Annotated in this window: 7 protein-coding genes; all 7 read left to right on the top strand. The window is 40.4% G+C overall.

All coding sequences use genetic code 11. The features are described from left to right. The first annotated feature begins 70 nt into the window (after positions 1–70). Positions 71–895, top strand: coding sequence for a formate transporter FocA (gene focA / locus A4G16_RS00395; RefSeq protein WP_165888216.1), 825 nt, complete (start codon positions 71–73; stop codon positions 893–895). A 91-nt stretch (positions 896–986) separates the two neighbouring features. Next, complete coding sequence (gene pflB / locus A4G16_RS00400; RefSeq protein WP_165888217.1) at positions 987–3,311, top strand: formate C-acetyltransferase; 2,325 nt, start codon at positions 987–989, stop codon at positions 3,309–3,311. A 156-nt stretch (positions 3,312–3,467) separates the two neighbouring features. Continuing rightward, positions 3,468–4,493 (top strand): virulence RhuM family protein, encoded by a 1,026-nt coding sequence (locus A4G16_RS00405; protein ID WP_165888218.1) that lies wholly within the window; start codon positions 3,468–3,470, stop codon positions 4,491–4,493. A 293-nt stretch (positions 4,494–4,786) separates the two neighbouring features. Beyond that, a complete protein-coding gene (gene pflA, locus A4G16_RS00415; RefSeq protein ID WP_165888219.1) occupies positions 4,787–5,527 on the top strand; it encodes a pyruvate formate lyase 1-activating protein in 741 nt (246 codons plus the stop codon). Positions 5,528–5,662: 135 nt separating this feature from the next. Beyond that, positions 5,663–7,705 (top strand): oligopeptidase A, encoded by a 2,043-nt coding sequence (prlC, locus tag A4G16_RS00420; protein WP_165888220.1) that lies wholly within the window; start codon positions 5,663–5,665, stop codon positions 7,703–7,705. A gap of 165 nt (positions 7,706–7,870) precedes the next feature. Further along, a complete protein-coding gene (locus tag A4G16_RS00425; protein WP_165888221.1) occupies positions 7,871–9,604 on the top strand; it encodes a ShlB/FhaC/HecB family hemolysin secretion/activation protein in 1,734 nt (577 codons plus the stop codon). 49 nt (positions 9,605–9,653) lie between these two features. Further along, positions 9,654–20,156: a hemagglutinin repeat-containing protein gene (locus tag A4G16_RS00430; RefSeq protein WP_165888222.1), complete on the top strand. Its 10,503-nt coding sequence runs from the start codon at positions 9,654–9,656 to the stop codon at positions 20,154–20,156. The last annotated feature ends 241 nt before the right edge of the window (positions 20,157–20,397 follow it).

Raw genomic sequence — 20,397 nt, forward strand, 5'->3', positions numbered from 1 at the left:
ATGGAATGAAGAGATCTATAATTCTTTCAAAATATAGACATTTTTCAATTCACATTTTTAAGGTTAGCTGATGTTTTCTCCTGTTGAAATGGCAAAAATTGCTGAAGATGGCGCAGTTTATAAAGCAACAAAAAATCAATTCTACTCCTTTCTTTCCGCCATCACAGCAGGTGGTTTCATTGCAATCGCATTTGTATTTTATACTACTACGCAAGTCGGTGCGAGCCAAATGCCTTGGGGCGTTGCTAAATTAATTGGTGGTTTAGTGTTTTCGCTCGGTGTGATTATGTGCGTGGTATTTGGTTCGGAGTTATTTACTTCTTCCACACTTACTATCGTGGCTAAAGCGAGTAACCGCATTAGTTGGTTGCAGATGTTTAAAAACTGGGTGGTGGTCTATTTCGGCAACTTTATCGGCGCAATTTCTATTGTATTGCTGGTTTGGTTTAGCGGTCAGATTATGGCTGCCAAAGGGCAATGGGGCTTAACTATTTTAAACACTGCTCAGCATAAAATTCACCACGAATGGTTTGAGGCCTTTTGCCTTGGTATTTTCTGTAACATTATGGTCTGTATTGCGGTGTGGATGTCTTATGCCGGTAAAAGTTTAACCGATAAAGCCTTTATTATGATGCTGCCGATTGCAATGTTTGTGGCATCAGGGTTTGAACACTGTGTGGCAAATATGTTTATGATTCCAATGGGAATTTTAATTCAAAGCTTTGGTAGCCCTGAATTTTGGACAGCGATTAATGTGGAGCCGAGCCAATTTGCCGATTTGGATATTCAACATTTTGTTCTTAAAAACCTCATTCCGGCCACACTTGGTAATATTGTCGGCGGTGTGTTTTTCATTGGTCTCATGCAGTGGTTCTTATATATTAGAAAACATTAACAAAAGATTCCAACAAGCGGTTATTTTTAGCAAAAAATTTGCAATTTCCGACCGCTTGTAACCCTAATTATTAACTTAAAGAGGACTTAATATGACTCAATTAACAGACGCTCAACAAAAAGCGTGGGAAGGGTTTGCCGGTGGTGATTGGCAAACTGAAGTAAATGTACGTGATTTTATCCAAAAAAACTATACTCCGTATGAAGGTGATGAGTCTTTCTTAGCGGAAGTAACACCTGCCACCAGCAAATTGTGGGCGGATGTGATGGAGATGATCAAAGTGGAAAACAAAACCCACGAACCGTATGACATTGACTGTGATACACCATCTACCATTACTTCACATGCACCGGGCTATATCAACAAAGATTTAGAGAAAATTGTAGGACTTCAAACTGATGCCCCGTTAAAACGTGCGATTATGCCGTTTGGCGGTATCAATATGGTAAAAGGTTCATGTAAAGTTTACCGTCGTGAACTAAAACCTGAAGTAGAGCAAATCTTTACCGAATACCGTAAAACCCATAATCAAGGGGTGTTTGATGTTTATACACCGGATATTTTACGTTGCCGTAAATCGGGTGTAATCACAGGTTTACCGGATGCTTATGGTCGTGGTCGTATCATTGGTGACTACCGTCGTATGGCACTTTACGGTGCAGATTTCTTAATGAAAGACAAACAACGTCAGTTTGCTTCATTACAATCTCGTTTAGAAGCTGGTGAAGATATTCAAGCAACTATTCAATTGCGTGAAGAAATTGCTGAGCAACATCGTGCTTTAGGCAAAATGAAAGAGATGGCAGCAAGCTACGGTTTTGATATTTCAGGCCCTGCAACTAATGCACAAGAAGCGGTGCAATGGACATATTTTGCTTACCTTGCAGCGGTGAAATCACAAAATGGTGCAGCAATGTCTTTCGGTCGTGTTTCTTCATTCTTAGATATCTATATTGAGCGTGATTTAAAAGCAGGAAAAATTACCGAGCAAGAAGCGCAAGAGTTAATTGACCACTTAGTAATGAAATTACGTATGGTGCGTTTCTTACGTACACCTGAGTACGATCAATTATTCTCGGGTGACCCAATGTGGGCAACAGAAACTTTAGCTGGTATGGGATTAGATGGTCGTACTTTAGTGACGAAAAACAGTTTCCGTATCTTACATACCCTTTACACAATGGGTCCATCACCGGAGCCAAACTTAACTATTCTTTGGTCTGAGCAATTACCAGAAGGCTTTAAACGCTATTGTGCAAAAGTTTCTATTGATACTTCATCGGTACAATACGAAAATGACGACTTAATGCGTCCGGACTTCAACAATGATGACTATGCAATTGCGTGCTGCGTATCACCTATGATCGTGGGTAAAATGATGCAGTTCTTCGGTGCGCGTGCGAACTTAGCGAAAACTTTACTTTACGCAATCAACGGCGGTGTGGATGAGAAATCAGGCGACCAAGTTGGCCCGAAAACCACGCCAATTACCAGCGAATACTTAGATTACGATGATGTAATGAACCGTTTAGACGGCTTTATGGATTGGTTGGCAACGCAATATGTTACCGCGTTAAATATCATTCACTTTATGCACGATAAATATGCGTATGAAGCGGCATTAATGGCGTTACACGACCGTGATGTATTCCGCACAATGGCGTGTGGTATTGCAGGGCTTTCTGTTGCAGCAGACTCACTTTCAGCAATTAAATATGCGAAAGTAAAACCAATTCGTAGCGATATTGAAATTAAAAATAAAGCAGGCGAAGTGGTTGGTGTAGCGAAAAATGTCGCAACTGACTTTGAAATTGAGGGTGAATATCCACAATTCGGTAACAATGATAACCGTGTAGATGATATTGCTTGCGACTTAGTTGAACGCTTTATGAAGAAAATTCAAAAGCTTAAAACATACCGTAACGCAACACCAACACAATCAGTACTTACTATTACTTCTAACGTGGTTTATGGTAAGAAAACAGGTAATACACCGGACGGTCGTCGCTCAGGTGCGCCATTCGGACCGGGTGCAAACCCAATGCACGGACGTGACCAAAAAGGTGCGGTAGCTTCATTGACGTCTGTGGCGAAACTGCCATTTGCTTACGCGAAAGATGGTATTTCTTATACCTTCTCAATCGTACCAAATGCGTTAGGTAAAGATATTGATGCCCAAAAACGCAACCTTGCAGGCTTAATGGATGGTTACTTCCACCATGAATCTACTGTGGAAGGTGGTCAACACTTAAATGTGAACGTATTGAACCGTGAAACATTACTTGATGCAGTAGAGAATCCGGAAAAATATCCACAATTAACTATTCGTGTATCAGGTTATGCGGTGCGTTTTAACTCTTTAACCAAAGAGCAACAAATGGACGTAATTACCCGTACCTTTACTGAATGTATGTAATAGAAATTTGTAAAATTTCTAACAAAATCGACCGCTTGTAGCAGTTTATGCCGCAAGCGGTTTTTTCTTTTGTGATCTCACTCGAAAAAGTGACTATTCCTTTACACAGCCTTAGTAATATTGTTTATAATTACAGTATCCATATAGGAGAAAGAGATGTCTAAGCAAGATTTAATACGTTCCTCTGTGGCGGAATACCTCACTTTTATTACCGCCACCGGCGAGAGCCAAGTTGATGCCATTTATGCCGATGAGAATGTATGGCTCAGCCAAAAGATGATGGCAATGTTGTATGATGTTGAACGCCATACCATTAACTATCATCTTAAAAAAATCTTTACAGATAAAGAGTTAGCTGAAAATTCAGTTATTCGAAATTTTCGAATAACTGCTGAAGACGGTAAACACTATAATTCGTTTCATTACAACCTCTCGGCGATTATTGCCGTTGGCTATAAAGTCAATTCTGAGCGAGCGGTGCAGTTTCGCAAATGGGCGACTGAAATTGTACAGAGCTTTGCAATTAAAGGCTTTGCGATGGACGATGAACGCTTGAAAAACGACGGCACAATTTTAGGCAAAAAATACTTTGAAGAGCAGCTTGCCCGTATTCGGGAAATTCGATTATCCGAACGTAAGTTCTACCAAAAAATCACCGATATTTATGCAACCGCTGTGGACTACGACCGTACCGCCACTGCCACCAAACGCTTTTTTTCTACCGTGCAGAACAAACTCCATTGGGCAATTCACGGACACACTGCCGCCGAGTTGATTATGGCACGAGCCAACGCCGAAAAACCGAATATGGGGCTAACGAATTGGAAAGACGCACCACAAGGCAAAATTTACCCCTTTGATGTAGTAGTTGCTAAAAATTACCTGTCTGACCATGAACTGGCTCAATTACAACGGCTGGTATCGGCTTATCTAGATATGGCTGAAGATATGGCAGAACGCCAAATTCCAATGACAATGCAAGATTGGGAAACTCGCCTCAACCGTTTTCTTGCTGCTACTGATCGAGAAATCTTGCAAGATGCAGGCAAAGTAACCGCTGAAATCGCAAAATCGTTTGCCTTAAGCGAATTTGAAAAATACCGAGTGCAACAAGATCTTACCTACGAAAGCGATTTTGATTTGCTAGTTAAAGAGATGGCTGCTAAATACTACGCCGGCTAATTTTGCAAATTTTTACGGAAAATCGACCGCTTGCAAGCGGTTGAAGTGGGTTTAAGAAATTTGATTTTTTGCTGACTGTATGGAAGGCTTTGATTGGAATAGCGATGAAGCCGGCTGCTATTGGCAGGAGTTAACCCAAACGCAAAAATCACTCTTAGTTGATTTTCTGAAAGAGATCAAAAAATAGAGTCGGATTTCTCTTTGAGTAAAGCGTAGTTGCTTTATTTATTTCTGCGAAAAACCTAAAATTTTGCTACAATTTATCAAAATTTTTTGAGGGTTGAGGTGAGCAAATGTCTGTTGTTGGACGTATCCATTCTTATGAATCTTGCGGCACAGTAGATGGTCCGGGGATTCGTTTTATTCTTTTCTTACAAGGCTGTTTAATGCGTTGTAAATATTGCCATAATCGGGATACTTGGGATTTAGACGGTGGTAAAGAAATTACGGTTGAAGAGCTGATGAAAGAGGTTACTACCTACAAGCACTTTATGAAGGCGACCTGTGGTGGTGTAACGGCTTCGGGTGGCGAAGCGGTGTTGCAAATGGAATTTGTGCGGGATTGGTTTCGAGCTTGTAAAGCAGAAGGCATTAACACTTGCTTAGATACTAATGGTTTTGTACGCAGCTATAGCCCTGTGGTTGATGAAATGCTGGAAGTGACCGATTTAGTTTTGCTGGATTTAAAACAGCTCAATGATGAAGTTCACCAAGATTTGGTTGGTGTTTCTAATAAACGTACCTTGGATTTTGCTCGCTATCTGCAAAAAATGAATAAGCCGACTTGGGTTCGTTATGTAGTGGTGCCGGGTTATACGGACGATGATGACTCTGCTCACCGTTTAGGGCAGTTTATTCAAGGAATGGATAATATCGAAAAAGTAGAGCTTCTGCCTTACCATCGATTAGGGGTACACAAATGGGAAACCTTAGGCTATAAATATGAGTTAGAAGGCGTAATGCCTCCACCGAAAGAAAAGCTGGAGCATTTGCAGAATATTATTGAAAGCTACGGCCATAGTGTGAAATTCTAAAGACAAGCGGTCATATTTTGTGATTTTTTTGCAAAAAATTATTGAAATATGATCGCTTGTTTTCTTTTCTATCAAACTTTGTGTATTATCTGGTGACAAATTATTGATTTTGACCCTATAAGTAAGGAAAAAATAATGTCTAACCCTCTTTTAAATTACACAGGCTTGCCTGTGTTCTCACAAATCAAACCTGAACATATCAAACCAGCGGTAGAAGCCGTTATCAAAGAATGCCGTGAAACCGTAGAAGCGGTAGCGAAAATTGAAAACCCGACTTGGGAAAATTTCTATATGCCACAAGCAATGGCGGGCGATAAATTCTCTCGTGCGTGGTCGCCTGTCGGGCATTTAAATGCAGTGAAAAATTCTCCTGAATTGCGTGAGGCTTACCAAGCCTGCTTGCCGCTATTATCGGAATACAGCACTTGGGCAGGACAACACCAAGGATTGTATCAAGGTTATGTAAAGCTGAAAAATAGCCCTGAGTTTGAAACCTATTCGGTTGCACAGAAAAAAGCGATTGAGAATAGCCTGAAAGATTTTGAACTATCGGGTATTTCTTTGCCGGCGGATAAACAAAAACGCTATGGTGAAATTTCTGCCCGTTTATCTGAACTTAGCTCACAATTTAGTAATAATGTGCTAGATGCCACAATGGGCTGGGATATTGTGATTACTGATGAAGCTCAACTCAAAGGTTTACCGGAATCCGCCCTTGAAGCCGCAAAATTATCCGCTGAAAGCAAAGGCAAAAAAGGCTATCGTTTTACGCTTGAGTTCCCAAGCTATCTGCCTGTGATGACTTATTGTGAAAACAAAGCGTTACGTGAGGAAATGTACCGTGCTTTTGTTACTCGAGCCTCCGACCAAGGCCCGAATGCCGGCAAATGGGATAACAGCCCGATCATTGATGAAATCCTTAAATTACGCCACGAAAACGCACAATTACTTGGTTTCAAAACCTATGCCGATTATTCTCTTGCCACAAAAATGGCGGAGAATCCGCAACAAGTGTTGGATTTCTTAAACGATTTGGCTACTCGCTCAAAAGCACAGGGCAAAAACGAATTATGTGAATTGAAAAAGTTCACCAAAGAATACTTTGGCGTAGAGCATTTGGATTTATGGGATATCACTTTCTATAGTGAAAAACAAAAGCAAGCGTTGTTCTCAATTAACGATGAAGAACTTCGTCCATACTTTCCGGAAAACCGTGTGCTTTCAGGCTTATTTGAAGTGATGAAACGTGTTTTTGGTATGCGTGTCGAAGAACAGCAAGGCGTGGATGTTTGGCATAAAGATGTGCGTTTTTTCAATATTTTTGATAAAAACGACCGCTTGCGTGGCTCATTCTACCTTGATTTATACGCCCGTGAAAACAAACGCGGCGGAGCGTGGATGGATGATTGTATCAACCAAAAACGTTTGGCAGACGGCTCATTACAAAAACCTGTCGCCTATTTAACTTGTAACTTCAACAAGCCGATTGGCGATAAGCCAGCATTATTCACTCATGATGAGGTAACGACCTTATTCCACGAATTTGGGCACGGCATTCACCATATGCTGACTGAAATTGATGTGGGCGATGTTGCCGGCATTAACGGTGTACCTTGGGATGCAGTGGAATTACCAAGCCAATTCCTCGAAAATTGGTGCTGGGAAGAGGAGGCGTTAGCCTTTATTTCAGGGCATTATGAAACCGGCGAGCCATTACCAAAAGCAAAATTAGAGCAGTTATTGGCGGCGAAAAACTTCCAAGCAGCAATGTTCGTGTTACGCCAATTAGAGTTCGGCTTGTTTGATTTCCGCCTACATACCGAATACGACCCAACAAAACAAGGGCAAGTGTTGGCATTATTAAAAGAAGTGAAAGAGAAAGTGGCGGTGGCAAAAGGTGTGGATTGGGCTAGAACGCCACATAGTTTCTCGCATATTTTTGCAGGAGGCTATGCCGCCGGTTACTATAGCTACTTATGGGCGGAAGTGCTGTCAGCAGATGCTTATTCGCGTTTTGAGGAAGAAGGCATTTTCAACGCTAAAACAGGGCAATCGTTCTTAGATAACATCTTAACCTGTGGTGGTTCGGAAGAGCCAATGGTACTCTTTGAACGTTTCCGTGGGCGAAAACCAACTCTGGATGCCTTACTCAGACATAAAGGGATTTCAGGTAATTAAGACAGCGGAATATAGCATAGAATAATATTCAGATAAGCCTCCATTAATTGTAATAAATGGAGGCTTTATTATGGTTGACAATAAATAATCATTTACTTCAAATAAAGTATAAATAGTTTATTCTCTATGTTAAAATTTTGCGACTCAGTATTAGGATATAATTATATGAAACGTTATTCATTACTTTTATGGACTATTTTCCCTAAGTTAGTGGTTGCAGCACCTCAATTAGACCCTTATTTAAATCAAATTGATGCAACTCAGCAACAACGCCAAACCCAGCAACAAAAAGAGCAAGAACGACAATTTACCCCTTCTGCCGATGTGCGTACAGATTTAACTCAAGATAGTCTATTTTTATCAAATCACGAATCTCCTTGTTACCCTATTCACCAAATTACCATAACCGATTACGCTAGCCCCTCCCAAACCAGTCAATTCCAATGGGCATTTGAAAAAGCTGCCAAATCACTCCGTTTGACATTACCACACTGTTTTGGTGGTGAAGGTTTAGGTATATTGATGAAGCAGGTGCAAAATGAAATTATCGGTCGTGGTTATGTGACCACTCGAGTGGTGACTCAAGAGCAAGATTTGCGTGGCGGAAAGTTAGCATTAACAGTGATTCCCGGCAAAGTGCGTAATACGCTAGTTGCAGACAGCGGAATTGTGCCTCGATTCACACCGTTACACGCTTTTACAGCTTTAACCTTTGAGTCGGGTGATTTACTGAATGTTCGAGATATTGAACAGTCGTTAGAAAACTTAAAGCGAGTGCCAACGGTTGAAGCGAATATTGAGATTTTACCGAGCGAAAGTGATAAAGCTGAAGTGGGTGAAAGTGATTTAAAAATCAGCTATAACCAAGCTTTTCCATTTCGTCTGAATTTAGGATTAGATGATGCCGGCTCCACCTCAACGGGTAAATGGCAAGCCAGCGGCACACTTTCTATTGATAATATTTTTTCTGCAAACGACCTTTTCTATACTTCTTTTACTCACTCCATTAAACAAAAAGGCGATGATAACGGCAAGCGTGCCAGCAAAAATTTCTCTCTTTACTATTCGATTCCGTTTGGCTATTGGCAGCTAGCCTTTTCCCACACCCAAAATCGTTATCACCAAGAAGTATTTGGGGCTTTCGATAAAAGCTACATGTATGCAGGTGAAAGTGATACTGATAAGTTAACCCTTTCTTACTTGATTTACCGAGACAGCACACGCAAAACCGGTATTTCCGGTTCGCTTTGGTCTCGTCAATCTCAAAACTATATTGACGGTGGTGAAGTTGAGGTACAAAAGCGTCGAATGGCAGGTTGGGAAGTCGGTTTTAACCATAAAGAATACTTTCCAGCGGCAACTTTAGAGTTTTCTGCAAGCTTCAAGCGTGGTACTGCTGCTCGGGGTTCCTTATCTGCTCCTGAAGAGCTTTATGGCGAAGGCACATCTCGTCCGAAAATCATTACAGCCGGCGTGAGCTTAACCAAACCGTTTCAATGGGAAAATCAATCTTGGCAGTGGCAAAGTAGTTTGAATGCTCAGTGGAACAAAACCCCATTGATTCCGCAAGACCGTTTTTCGATTGGCAGCCGTTATACGGTTCGAGGCTTTGATGGTGAACTTTCACTTTCCGGTGAGCGTGGCTGGAACTGGCGAAATGAACTGGTTTGGCAGTTTAGACCAACGCATGCTTTTTATTGGGCGGTTGATGGTGGGCGGGTATCCGGCTGGTCTACGGAAAATCGGCTGGGACATCACCTAATGGGTACGGCGATTGGTTTACGCGGTAGTGTAAAAGGGTTTAGTTATGATGTTTTTATGGGCAGACCGATGCGTAAACCGGAAGGTTTTAGAACCTCTGATGCCGTTGCCGGTTTTAATATCGGCTACAATTTTTAATTTATTTTTCGGGCAAGCCAAATTTTGGCAAAGATTTAAGGATTAAAGTATGAACAAACAATGTTTCCGAGTCATTTTCAGCAAAACATTACAACGTTTAGTTGTCGTTTCTGAATTAGCCAAATCTGAAGGGAAATCAACAGAATCCTCGTCAAGCGGTCAGATTTTGCAAAAAATTTGCAAGATAAGACCGCTTGTATTTAGTTTGTTCTGTGCCTTGGGCTTTGTCAGTTTTTCGGAGAATGTCTTTGCGGACTTAATTATTCAAGCTGATAGTTCTGCTTCGAAAAATCAGCAGCCGATTATCTTACAAACCGCAAACGGCTTACCTCAAGTCAATATCCAAACCCCGAACGATAAAGGGCTTTCTCACAACAAATACAGCCAATTTGATGTTGCCGAGAAAGGGGCGATTTTAAATAACAGCCGCACGACTACCCAAACCCAACAAGCAGGATTAGTGCAGGGCAATCCTTATTTAGCACGCGGTGAAGCGAAGGTGATTTTAAACGAAGTCAATTCCAACAAACCTTCTGTAATGAAAGGCTATGTGGAGGTTGCGGGGAAAAAAGCCGATGTGATTATCGCCAACCCAAGCGGCTTACATTGCGAAGGCTGTGGGATTATTAATTCCGACCGAGCGACTTTTACTACCGGCAAGCCGGAAATCAAAAACGGGCAGGTGGATAACTTCAAAGTTGAGGCGGGCAAAGTAAAAGTCAGTAGTAAAGGGCTGGACAACAGCCGTGTGGACTACACCGAAATTCTTGCCCGAGAAGCCGAGGTGAATGCCGGAATTTGGTCGAAGAAAGAGACAAAGGTGATTACCGGTAAAAACACCGTCAAGCGGTCGGAAACGGACAAAAATTTGCAAATTATTAATACAAAACAACCGCTTGCAGGTGAGACTAAACCACAGGTAGCAATTGATGTGGGCGAACTGGGCGGCATGTATTCGGGCAAAATCCACCTCATCGGCACGGAAAAGGGCGTGGGGGTTCGCAATGCAGGACATATTGGCGCGAGTAGTGAAACGCTACAAATCGACAGCCAAGGACGAATTGTGAATACCGGCACGCTCAATGCAGCCAAACCGGTGATATTAACCGCAAGCCAAGGAATTGAAAATAAAGGGAAAATTGAGAATAGGCAGGGGGATATTACATTTAATACATTGGCTGATATTAAGCAAGATGGCTCTATTGTTGCTCGTGCAGGGAATATCTATAAAACCGCAAATCAGGCTATTACTCAAAATGGTGAAACGGTCGCAAAAGATAATATTACCTATAAATCACCAAAAGTGGTTGCATCAACTCAATCACTTATTGCTGCCGGTATTGATGTTAAAGACACCGCGCAGGGTGAGGTACGTTCTCTTGAAAAAGCATCTGCTAAAACGATTACGGTTGCTACAACAGGCAAAGCGACTTTACAGGGCAAAAATATTGCTTCAGGTAATATTAAGATAAGTGCTTCAGAGGCAAATTTAGATAATAGTCATACCTCCGCGTATTCCATTAATGCCACCGCTTCTCAAGGCAAAATTCAAGCGAATAATGCTACAGTAATTGCAAATAAAGATTTAACTCTAGCGACTCCAACTTTGCTTGAAACCAAGGATAGCTATTTAAAAGCAGAACGTATCACAACCAAACAACGCTCGCTAAATACTCAAAATGCGATTTTGGAGCAAACCGGTACTGGAGAATTGACTATCAAAGTAGTAGATAGGCTACAAAATCAAGGCGGGACATTTAAAACTCAAGGTGATTTAGACATTAAGGCAAACGGTGTAGACAATCAACAGGGGCGATTGTTAGCCAATGGAAAATTAACCGTGAATACCGGAAAAGGTAAAGTTGATTCAATCAATGGAACAATGTTATCTAATCAGAGTCTTTCGATAACTTCGGGTGAGCTGATTAATGATGGAGGTTTAATTCAATCTAATCAAAATGTTACTATCAATACTCAAGGACAAGCCCTATCTAACAAGCGGACTTTAACTGATACACAAGATAAAGGAATTGTGGCACTTGGTGCTTTAAATATTCAGACAGCAAATGTTGCTAACAAGCAAGGGCGGATTGTTAGTGCAGGTAAGCAGGCTCTTAATATTACAAATATCGATAATCAACAAGGTTTGGTTTACGCTCAGCAGGATTTAACGCTAAGCGGTACTAATCTTGCTAATAATAAAGGTAATATTCGTTCTGGTACGCAGGCTAATATTACGTTATTGGCTAATTTAAATCAGCAGAATGGCACGATTCAAGCACAGGAATTAAATTTAACTGCTAATACACTAAATTCAATTACTCAAAGTTTAATTTTTGCTGATAGTCTGAATATTACAACATCAACAGAATTAAGTAATAAAGATAGCCGAATTATTTCGAAATTTGATGGTAATATTAAAACTGGCAGTAAGTTAGATAATACGAATAGTACTATTGGCAGCCAGAAACTCTCTTTAACGATTGATACGAATAATCACCGCCTAGAAAGTAAAAAAGGAAATATTGTTGCTGCTCAAAATATTAATATTAACAGCGGGATTATTGAAAATAATCAAGGCCTGATCTCAGCAAATGAAGTTATTCTTAATAGCAATAATCATTCAATTAATAACCAAGATACATTATTAGAAAATCAGGATAATAGAGGAATTATTGCACAGCATTCATTAACTTTAAATACAGGCTCTCTGAATAACAATAATGGCAATATTCTTTCACGAAAAAATAGTACCATAAATACTACATCACTCGTTAATAATCAGGGTGAAATACGTACACAATCACAGATTAATTTAAATACCAATACACTCTCACAGAATTCAGGTTTAATTACCGCAAATATTGTCAATTTGGTTGCTGACTTCATTAAATCAAGTAAGCAGAGCGAAATCAGCGGCAATCAAGTGAATGTGGCTGCACAAACTCTCAATAATCAAGAGAGTAAATTGATTGCACAACATTTAGCAAATATTGACGTAAATCAGGGGATTCAAAATCAAAATGGCGTACTTGCTAGCCTTGGAGAAAGACTGACTATTAATAGCTACCAATCTGATCTAAATAATGTAAAAGGCATTATTTCAGCGCAAAATGGTACACTGAGCTTAGATACTAATACTCTCAATAATCAACAGGGAGCTATTCGTGCAAAAACAGCAGGGATTACTACATTACAAACCTTGGATAATCGCAATACGCCTTCAGATAAGCATCAAGGTATTGTAGTAACAGATTTAACCTTGAATGCTAAACAACTTGATAACCAAGGTGGGCGGGTTGCGGTCTTGAATCATGCTAAACTTCAAGTCTCTGATATCCAAAATCAGCTAGGTGAAATCCTAGTGGTTAATGATGGTTTATTGAATGCAAATAAAATCAATAACCAAGCAGGTCAAATTGTTTCTACATCTGCTAACTTAACTATTACTACACAAACAACACTAAATAATCAACAAGGAATAATTGGTGCAGAAAATAAGCTTACATTGACGACCAAAGGCTTGTTAAACCAACAAGGTAATATCACTTCATCAAATCAGCTGGTACTTAATACTGCTCAACAACAGATTGATAACCAATATGGTCTAATTTTCTCTAAAAATCAGGCTAGTATTCGTTCAGGCGAAATGAATAATCAGAACGGTCTTATTCGTGCAGATAATTCACTCTTAATTAATACTAACCAAAATGTGATTGATAACCGGAATACTCAAGATGTCGCAAAAGGGATTATTGGATTAGGTAGTGTGATTTTACAAGGCGTATCAAATCTACTTAATCAACAAGGTAAGCTCTATGGTGAAAATATACTTAACATTACTACCGTAGGCAGTACACAAAATCAACAGGGCATTATTCAAAGTAACGGTAATTTAACCTTATCTACCAAAGCACTTGATAACCAAGAGGGTAAGATTTCTTCTTCTATTTCAAATATTACTGCACAAACCATCAATAATCGTGCGATATCTGATAAAGGTTCGCTAATTTATGCGGACAAATTAACACTTAATACAGAGCAAATTAATAACCAAGGTACAAAAGCAGAAGGTAATACCCCAAAACAAGGCATTCAAGGGAAAGATATTACCTTAGAAACCTCATTATTAAATAACCAACAAGGTGGTGTTTATAGTTCGAATAATGTCTCTATAACTTCAAATAATCTGTTGAATAATCAGGAAGGGGAGCTATTAGCCGTTAATACAGTGAATGTATTAAATAGTGGTAATTTAACAATAAATAATGATAAAGGGCTAATTCAAGGTAATAAAACCCTTGATTTAAATGCAAAAAGCTTGGAGTCTGAAGGTAGTATCAGAACTAAAGGAAACTTAAATATTACCTTAAAAGATAGTTTTGTCTTAAATAATGCTTTTGAAGCTGGTAATCTCGTTTTTAAAACAAAGGGGGATTTCACCAATAATGCTGAACAGACCATTACGAATAAAATGACAATTTCGGCAAATAACATTGTGAATAATGCCAATGCTGAACTTTCATCAAATGAGACAACGCTTAATTCAAATACCTTAACGAATCGCGGTTTAATTGATGGGGTTAAAACCTTAATTAATAGTACTACTGTAACAAATATCGGTACAGGAAAAATCTATGGCGATCATTTGGCATTTAATTCCTCTACGGTTGAAAATTTAACTGAAACAATAGATGGGGAAGCTAAAGCAGGTACGATTGCGGCAAGAGAAAGACTAGATTTTGGTGTAGGAAAACTCATTAACCGTGATCACGCATTGGTTCTGAGCTTAGATAAACTTTCAATTGGCGGTCAATTAGATGAAAATCATCATGCAATAGGTAAAGCTACCCTTGTAGATAACGGCAGTGCAACAATTGAGTCTCTTGGAGACGGTAAAATCAATACCGCTCATCTATTAAATCAAGATCTTTATGTAAAAACTGGAATTGACACTAAAGTTGAAAGAATTGTTGAGCATGCATTAGGTAATAATTCTAACCGTTATCGAGAAGGAAGAGACGGTTATTATAATATCAATAATGGTTCTAGAAACCCAAATTCTTATTTTCAATTAAATAATGGTACGAGAATTGAGGGATTTGGTTGGTATTCTTGGTTTTACAATCAAACAACGAACACAACTACACTAGAATATACAGACCCAGCTAAAATATCTATAGGTGGTTCATTGAGGTTAGATGGGGAAGACCTACATAATAAATATAGTCATTTATTAGTGGGTAAACAACTATGGTTAGGTGATGTAGTATTTAAAGAAAATACACAAAATAGCTCTTTAGATAGTGGAAAAGTCAAATTAAATAATGAAGATATCCGAGGTGAAATTAACCGTAATGATAAAGGAGAATACCGCATCGAATACCGAGTTAGAAAGAAAAAGGGAAGAAAGGGACATAGCCATTACCATTATAATGGATTGAAATATGGACCTTATGATCATCCAACGGAACATTTTTCATTTAATCGAGTGCTTAATACTATCGGTATTCCAATCACATCCGATGCAACCGTTGATGACAAAACGAAAGTAAAAGATATTCAGTTAGATACCGTTTCTGTCGTATCGAATAATGCAGATAAACCAACAGCAGTTTCTATTGGGAAAACTCAGTTAAACTCTTCTATTGGTGTAAATACAGAAATTACGCTTACTCCAACTATTGATAACCATAATATTATCAGTTCCGGACAAGTTGTTGCTAAATTACAGACAACCGTTGAGAAATTTGATGCTGAGTATGTATCTAACATGACTATGCCGATGGTAAAAACCCATCTCCCGGATGTTCGTTTACCTCAAGCTAGCCTATACAAAATCAATCCGGATGCGACGAACGGCTATCTGGTTGAAACCGACCCTAAATTTACCGACCGCAAACAGTGGCTGAGTTCAGATTATATGTTTGAACAGCTTCGTCACAACTTTGACAACGTGCATAAACGTTTGGGTGATGGTTTTTATGAGCAACGTTTAATCAACGAACAAATAAATCAACTGACCGGTCGCCGATTTATTCAAGGCTACTCCAACGATTTAGAGCAATACCAAGCCCTAATGAATAGCGGGGTGAAGTATGCCAAGCAGTTTAATTTATCTGTGGGTGTTGGCTTAACGGCAAAACAGATGTCGGAACTCACAACTGATATGGTTTGGTTAGTGAATAAAGAAATTACACTTGCAGATGGTCGGAAAGTAACAGCCTTTGTGCCACAAGTTTATTTAGTGGCTCGCAATAGCGATATTACTTCCCGAGGAGCGGTGATTTCAGCGAATAAAATCATTGGCAGTGCAGATAAAGTTGAAAACAGCGGTGTGATTGCAGGGTTAGATTTAACCCGCTTACACAGCAATCAACTGGAAAATCGAGGCACGGTGTTAGGGAATGCGGTGGATTTATCCGCCAAACAAAACCTGATTAACTTAGGCGGTAAGATTGAAGCCGTGAAAGATTTGTCACTCTATGCAGGAAAGCATCTTGAAATTAGCTCTACCCTCTCATCGAGTCAAAGTGCTGACGGCAACTTTGCCCGCACGGTGTTAGACCAACTCGCCTCGGTAAAAGTCACCGGTGAAGGCGGACGTTTAGCTTTACACAGTGATGATAACCTCACGATAAAAGCGGCGAATATTGAAAGCCAAGGCACGTTAAATGCTATGGCAGATAACGCCTTACAGATTACCACACTGAATATCAGCAACAAAGAACACTACAACGGCAATGCGGATAACTACTACCGTTTAGAGCAACAAGGTGAAATCGGCTCTACCCTTAAGGGTAAAGATGGCGTTCGCCTTGTTGGAATGGAAAATGCAATCCTTCGCCAAGCCACGGTGAGCAGTGAAAACGGTGATACTTTTATCGGCTCAAAAGGCGATGTGCGTATTGAATCGGGCGTGCAATCCGAACAATTAGCCAGCAGCTCGAAAGGGAGTACCAAAGGTCTATTCAGTAAAACTACCGAAACCCGCCGCCATTATCATGATACCACTGAACATATCGGTAGTGAGATAGATGGTAAGAACGTGACGCTCTATTCGGAAACCGGCAAAGTGGATATTCACGGCTCTGCGGCAGTTGCCGATAAACAACTACTGATTGACGGCAAAGCCGGTGTGAATATTACCTCTGCGACTAATACGCACTATGCTGAAGATGAACACATTAAAACGAAAAGCGGTTTAATGGGGACGGGCGGTATCGGCTTTAGTGTGGGTAAGAAGAAAGAGCAAATTGAGCAAGACCGCACTCAACAAAGTGCGGCTCGTAGCCACGTGGGGAGCTTATCGGGCGATACAATAATCCGCACAGACGGACATTACCAACAAACCGGCAGTATCGTCACCTCTCGAGACGGTGATGTGGACATTACAGCGAAGTCTGCCAATATTACCGCAGCTCGTTCGGATTATGAGAGTAATTATAAACGGACGATGGAGCAGAAAGGAGTGACGATTGCAGTGAGTTCACCAGTAACGAATGCGATACAAGCGGTCGAAAAAACCGTAAATTCTGCAAAATCGGTGGGAAGTAGCAAGAATGACCGTATTAATGCGTTAGGTGCGGTGAATGCAGGCTTTGAAGCAATGCGAACAGCGGAGCAAGTTGGCAAGTTAGCCGAAGCAATGGGACAAAACCCAACCCAAGCTCTGAGTCAAGATGTGAGCGTATCGATAACCTATGGCGAACAAAAAAGTGTTGAAACCCAACATAGTGAGGGGAATAAGTCCGAAAAAAGCCAAATCAACGCCGGAGGCAAGTTGAATATCAAAACTGAAGGCGGCGGTAAAGATTCGAACTTAACGATTGCAGGTAGCGATGTCTCAGGCAAAGGCGGTACACACTTAAAAGCAGAGGGCGATGTCAATATTTTGGCAGTGGATGAGAACCACCTTGAACGGAGTAAAAACAAATCCAGCGGCTTTAATGCTGGTGTTGCTGTTCAGTTTGGTGGAGCAGGTAGCGCAACGCTAGGTGTAACGGCAGGTGGCAATGTGGCAAAAGGCTACGGCAATGGTGAAAGCCGTGCTTGGGTGGGCAGCCAAGTCGGTAGTCAATCTAGCAAAACGGAGATAGAAAGTGGCAACACAGCGAACGTTATCGGCTCACAGGTGCAAGGCAAACGGGTTGAAGTGAAAGCCCAAGACCTGAATGTTCAAAGTTCACAAGACACGATGACGTATAAAGGCAAACAAGAAAGTGCCTCTGCCCAAGTCACGGTAGGCTATGGAGCTTCCGGTAGTGCTGGTTACAGCAAGTCAAAAATGACTGCGAATTATGCGAGTGTGAAGCAACAGGCAGGGATTTTTGCAGGGGATGAGGGCTACGACATCGATGTAAAACAGCATACCGAGCTAACAGGTGGTTTAGTGACCTCAACCGAAAAAGCTGAAATGGAGGGGAAAAACCGCTTTGCGACAGGCACGCTGAATACAACCAATTTAGACAATCATGCAGACTATAAAGGTAGTGCGATGAGTGCTAATGTAGCCGGTGATTATAAAGGTGGTTGGAACGGACAAAGAGTGGATAAAGAAGGTAATCCGACTCATAGTCTAAGTAATGTGATGGGCTATGGTTCAGATAAAGATAGTCAATCCAGCCAAACAACATCCGGCATTAACTCTCAGAATCTGATTATTCGGAATGAACAAGCTCAGTTGGAGAAAACCGGCAAAACGGCAGAGCAAATCAGAGAAGAGGTAAAAACCAGCACAACAACGGATAATGCCGAAAGCCGTTCGGGTAAGTTAGAAAACCGCTTTGACAAAGATAAGTTGCAAAAAGAGTTGGACTATCAGGTGAAGGCAATAACTGATTTCCAAACCATTACCATGGCAACTATTAATGAAAAAGTGGCAAGCCAGGCTGAAAGCAAACGAGCGGAAGCAGAGCAGGCAAAAGCTGAAGGCAACACAATCAAAGCCCAAGAACTGGAAAACGAAGCGAAGAAATGGGAAACAGGAGGTGCTTACCGACAAGGGGTAGATGCGATAACGAATGCGGTTGGTTTAGCCTTAGGCGGCAGCCCAACGGCAGGGGTAATCGCTGGAGCAGCTTCGCCTTATATCAACACAGAAATCAAACAGGCAACAGAGGGCAATGAACAAGCTAACCTGATTGCTCATGCTATTTGGGGAGCAGTAGAGGCTTATACACAAGGCGGTAAGGCAGGCACAGGAGCGGTTGCAGCAGTAACAGGCGAGGTTGGAGCAGACATCATCGCCCGTAACCTCTTCGGCAAAAAGCCTGAAAACCTGACGGAAGCGGAAAAGCGGACAGTATCAGAACTCAGCCAAGTTGCTGCTGGGCTGGCTGGTGGTTTAACTTCAAGTTCAGGCAATTCGTTATCCATAGTTCAAGCAGTGAAAACTGGACAGAGAATTGGGAAGAATGCGGTGGAGAATAACTACCTATCCAAACAAGACTGGATTGACTACAAAAGAGAGGTAACTTCTTGTGGCAACAATCAAGAATGTATTGAAAAAGTAAAAGAAGAATTTACTGATGTGAATAAAGCAAATAGTGAAACATTAAAAGCTGCTTGCAGATTGGGAGGAAATACAGAGGAATGTGCTAAACAAACATCGCTTGCTAAAGAGGGATTTGATTATGCTAGAGACAATGTCCGATTTGATGGTTCAGGCTGGATGGCAAAAATAATGAATACTAATAAAGCTGAGGCTAAAATAAAACCAACAGAAGGGCTATTAGGTAGTGAGGCGATTACTCAGATAGAGAATGCTTTATCTAATCCAGAGATTAGAAATAAGGTTGAAAATGATCCTCTTATAAAGCGAGAGCTTACAAAAGGTATTGATCAAGCCGCTAGTGCAGTAAGAGCTGAAAAAACGAATGCCTATGAATTTAGTGCAAAATTTGAATACCCAAATATATCAGGGCTTTCAAATGATTATAGAGTATTTGGACGAGAATTAGGTGCTGAACCCGTTTTTCCAGAATATTATCTCTATACAGCATTTGGGGTAGGCAAATTAGGTAAAACACTATTTGACCTCTCATCAACATCAACTCGTGTGATAGTGGGAGCGAATGGTGCTGTAAGTGCTGGTGCTCAATACCTGACTAATGGACAGGTTAGTGTAAAAGAGACCTTAAAAGATATGAGTGAAGCCTATATCACAAAGGGCTTTGGTTTTAAAGGATATACCGCTTGGAATTTAGGCACTGGATTCTTAGACGGAGGGTTAGAAAATGCCAAATGGCAAGATGGTAAATTACAAGGATTTTCTATTGAAAATGGCTTAGAAAAAGCTGGGGTAAAAACTGCAACAAGTACGTTTGGCTATGTGTTTGGTAAAGGCGTTGAAGGTACTTTGAATAAAAATATCAATACTTATGGAAATAGTCTAAGGACAGAGCCGATTAGAGTAGGAAGCCCAATTAGTCGGTATGTTGAGCTTAGTCCAATTCCAGTAGGGGTTGGGAATGCTGTAGATAGCATTAGTAATAAATTTTCAGAAAATGAATATGAAAAATTTAAACTTTTAAATGGAGTGGAAAAATGAAATACCCTCTAAGAGTTTATGTTTTTGCATTTTTTATATCATATATTTTTTCTAATATTGCTATATTAGGTATATTTTCGCTTATAAAATTATATTTTTATTTTTTTAAGTACAAAATGGGGATACCTTTTTTAAATTTTATGCTTGAGGATCTTAGATTTTTATTATTTATGCCTATTATTACTGCACTAGCTATTATGGTCATGTATTTTGGACAAAGGAGATAGTTTGTGTATGGTAT

This window comes from Mannheimia granulomatis, assembly GCF_011455695.1.
Lineage (GTDB): Bacteria > Pseudomonadota > Gammaproteobacteria > Enterobacterales > Pasteurellaceae > Mannheimia > Mannheimia granulomatis_A.

Bases quoted from the DNA above. Each gene is read 5' to 3' on its own strand.
- focA (WP_165888216.1), top strand. From the start codon at position 71: ATGTTTTCTCCTGTTGAAATGGCAAAAATTGCTGAAGATGGCGCAGTT.
- pflB (WP_165888217.1), top strand. From the start codon at position 987: ATGACTCAATTAACAGACGCTCAACAAAAAGCGTGGGAAGGGTTTGCC.
- A4G16_RS00405 (WP_165888218.1), top strand. From the start codon at position 3,468: ATGTCTAAGCAAGATTTAATACGTTCCTCTGTGGCGGAATACCTCACT.
- pflA (WP_165888219.1), top strand. From the start codon at position 4,787: ATGTCTGTTGTTGGACGTATCCATTCTTATGAATCTTGCGGCACAGTA.
- prlC (WP_165888220.1), top strand. From the start codon at position 5,663: ATGTCTAACCCTCTTTTAAATTACACAGGCTTGCCTGTGTTCTCACAA.
- A4G16_RS00425 (WP_165888221.1), top strand. From the start codon at position 7,871: ATGAAACGTTATTCATTACTTTTATGGACTATTTTCCCTAAGTTAGTG.
- A4G16_RS00430 (WP_165888222.1), top strand. From the start codon at position 9,654: ATGAACAAACAATGTTTCCGAGTCATTTTCAGCAAAACATTACAACGT.